Consider the following 2,665-nt stretch of genomic DNA (forward strand, 5'->3'; position numbering starts at 1 on the left):
AAGTCAGTACGAGGAGTCTAAAATATATTACGGAGAAGCTATAATTATTTTTATCCGACAGTAAATTGACACTATCGATTTTCACAAGGGGTTTGACATGGAATCATATGTTGGTTATACTGAACAGGATGTAAATCTGATGACAGGGTGAGATAATGGAAGCAATAGTTAAAAATCTTATAGAATTCCTATCCATTGAGCTGGCGGTAATGCTTACAGCTGCCATGCCAATAATAGAATTAAGGGGAGCAATACCAGTAGGAATATCCCTTGGACTTAGTCCAATGCATGCCACTATAATAAGTATTATCGGGAGCATGATCCCGGTGCCGTTTATTCTATTTACGATTAGACCAATATTCAACTATCTTAAAGAGACAAGGACATTCAGGAAATTGGTAAACCATCTCACAGATAAGTCTATTAACAATAATGGACACAGAATCCAGAAGTACGGTGCTTGGGCTCTTGTGGTAATAGTGGCAATTCCATTGCCTGGGACGGGTGTATGGAGTGGAAGTCTTGCAGCGGCATTGTTGGATATTAGATTCAAGTGGGCATTTCCTGCAATCTTTGTGGGAAACCTTATTGCAGCAGCCATTATAGTAAATTTAAGCAAGGGCTTTATGAATATTGTTGCATGAAAAAAGAGCTAATAAAAACTGTATTTCAGTTTTTATTAGCTCTTGATTTTTAGTTAACCTTTTGCTTCTTCATCTACTGTAAATTCTTCAGTCACCTTGTTAGCCTGTGATTTAAACTCTCCCAGTGCCTTTCCAAGGGATTTCCCAATTTCCGGCAGCTTTGATGGTCCAAACACAACAAGAGCGATTGCAAGAATCAGAATCAGCTCAGGGGCTCCAAGTCTACCCATTACGCCAATGTCTCGTTAAGAAGTTCTACCATTTTCTTTGCTACGTCAGCTGTAGTACCAGCACATCTACTCTTTCTTTCAGGATCTCCATAAGCAACTCCTGCTTTCTCCATAAATGGAGTTACTGAATCTTCGCAAAGTGTTGATCCTGCAACAGTTGTTGGAAGATCAAGTCCCTCTGGTTGATACATTGGGAATTCTGCTTCTTTGTACCATTTTGAAAGATCTGCAAGAAGTTTCTTTGATGTATCTGCGTCACACACTGTACCAATACATGCAGCTGCAACTCCTATACATCCACAAAGGCTTGCTTGTCCGTATCCGCTTGCTGCAGAAACAAATGCCATTGGTGGAATGTGATCATATGGATATCCAACTACGTCTGCCATTTCGCCGAAGAACCCTTCAGCAACGCCAACGCCTCATCCACCCATTTCTTTATAGCCTTTGAAAGCTCTTGCTTCTACTGCTGAGGGGTCAAGTTTCTTGTACGGAAATGGCCACTCAGGTGCAGTTGTTGTATCCGCCGCCGCTTCTGGTGCAGCACACCCTGTTAACAATCCTCCAAGACCTCCTGTTACCGCAACACCTGCTACTGTAACACCTACGCCCTTCATAAAATCCTTACGTGAAATTTGCTTGTTTTCTGACATTATGTAATTCCTCCCTTAGATAAATTGAAATATGTAAATTTAACACTGGTATTATTTTAACATAAGTTAAAAAGTATGGCAACAAAATCTGAGAAAAAAATAACAAAAAAAATAACAAAATAAGAGGATGCACGAGACATCCTCCTAAAAATAAATATTATTAAGCTTCTTTTTTATCATCTACTGAAAATTCTTCTGTCACCTTGTTGGTTTGCGATTTAAACTCTCCAAGAGCCTTACCAAGTGATTTGCCTATTTCCGGCAGCTTGGACGGTCCAAATATAACAAGAGCGATTGCAAGAATCAGAATCAGCTCAGGGGCACCTAATCTACCCATTAAGCAAGCTCCGCATTAAGCATTTCTACCATTTTGCCTGTAACATCAGCTGCTGTTCCAGCACATCTTGTTTTTCTCTCTTTTGATCCATATTCAAATCCGGTTGCGTCCATAAATTCACTTACTGAAACATCACACTGGATTGATCCCGCTACAGTTGTTTGAAGCTCCATTTCTGGCTGGTATATAGGGAATTCAGCATCCTTGTACCATTTTGAAAGCTCTGCAAGAAGCTTCTTTGAAGTGTCAGCATCACATACTGAACCGATACATGCAGCGGCTACTCCAACTGTACCACAAAGACTTGCCTGTCCATATCCGCCTGCAGCTGTTATAAATGCCTGTGGTGGAATATGATCAAATGGATATCCTACTTTTTCTGCCAATTCACCGAAGAACCCTTCGGAAACAGCGATACCTCAGCCACCCTTTTCGAAATATGCCTTGTAAGCTCTTTCTCTTACAGCATCGGCATCGATTTTTTGGTAAGGTAATGGCCACTCTGGAGCAGTTGTTGTATCAGCTGCAGCCTCTGGTGCAGCACATCCTGTTAGCAATCCTCCAAGACCTCCGGTAACTGCAACTCCAGCAACGGTAACTCCTACGCCCTTCATAAAGTCCTTACGTGAAATCTGTTTGTTTTCTGACATTATGTAACCTCCTTGAAATATGTTTTTATGTATATAAAATACTCAACGAATATATTCTACCACTATGTTAAACACCGGAGTTTTGCAGCAAGTTAATAGATAGTTGAGTCTGAATCATTGTGAATGGAATTGATTCAGACTTTTTTTATTT

At 40.4% G+C, this 2,665-nt stretch carries 6 protein-coding genes; 1 reads left to right on the plus strand and 5 read right to left on the minus strand.

Going from position 1 to position 2,665, the window contains the following annotated elements:
* The first annotated feature begins 155 nt into the window (after positions 1-155).
* Positions 156-644, plus strand: coding sequence for a COG2426 family protein (locus ACOEN1_RS13250; protein ID WP_422487366.1), 489 nt, complete (start codon positions 156-158; stop codon positions 642-644).
* Positions 645-697: 53 nt separating this feature from the next.
* Here the strand turns inward: ACOEN1_RS13250 and ACOEN1_RS13255 are convergent, their stop codons facing one another.
* From ACOEN1_RS13255 to ACOEN1_RS13275, 5 genes are all read right to left on the minus strand, one after another.
* The gene (locus ACOEN1_RS13255; RefSeq protein WP_422487367.1) at positions 698-874 is read right to left on the minus strand and encodes a twin-arginine translocase TatA/TatE family subunit; all 177 of its coding nucleotides are present in this window, start codon (positions 872-874) and stop codon (positions 698-700) included.
* Complete coding sequence (locus tag ACOEN1_RS13260) at positions 874-1,527, minus strand: C-GCAxxG-C-C family (seleno)protein (RefSeq protein WP_422487368.1); 654 nt, start codon at positions 1,525-1,527, stop codon at positions 874-876. Before ACOEN1_RS13260 ends, ACOEN1_RS13255 begins: the two co-directional genes overlap by 1 nt.
* Before the next feature lie 160 nt (positions 1,528-1,687).
* The gene (locus ACOEN1_RS13265; protein WP_422487369.1) at positions 1,688-1,864 is read right to left on the minus strand and encodes a twin-arginine translocase TatA/TatE family subunit; all 177 of its coding nucleotides are present in this window, start codon (positions 1,862-1,864) and stop codon (positions 1,688-1,690) included.
* Positions 1,864-2,280 (minus strand): C-GCAxxG-C-C family (seleno)protein, encoded by a 417-nt coding sequence (locus tag ACOEN1_RS13270; protein WP_422487371.1) that lies wholly within the window; start codon positions 2,278-2,280, stop codon positions 1,864-1,866. Before ACOEN1_RS13270 ends, ACOEN1_RS13265 begins: the two co-directional genes overlap by 1 nt.
* 3 nt (positions 2,281-2,283) lie before the next feature.
* Positions 2,284-2,514: a hypothetical protein gene (locus ACOEN1_RS13275; protein ID WP_422487370.1), complete on the minus strand. Its 231-nt coding sequence runs from the start codon at positions 2,512-2,514 to the stop codon at positions 2,284-2,286.
* Between the last annotated feature and the right edge of the window lie 151 nt (positions 2,515-2,665).

This window comes from Gudongella sp. DL1XJH-153, from assembly GCF_049310905.1.
Taxonomy (GTDB): domain Bacteria; phylum Bacillota; class Clostridia; order Tissierellales; family Tissierellaceae; genus Gudongella.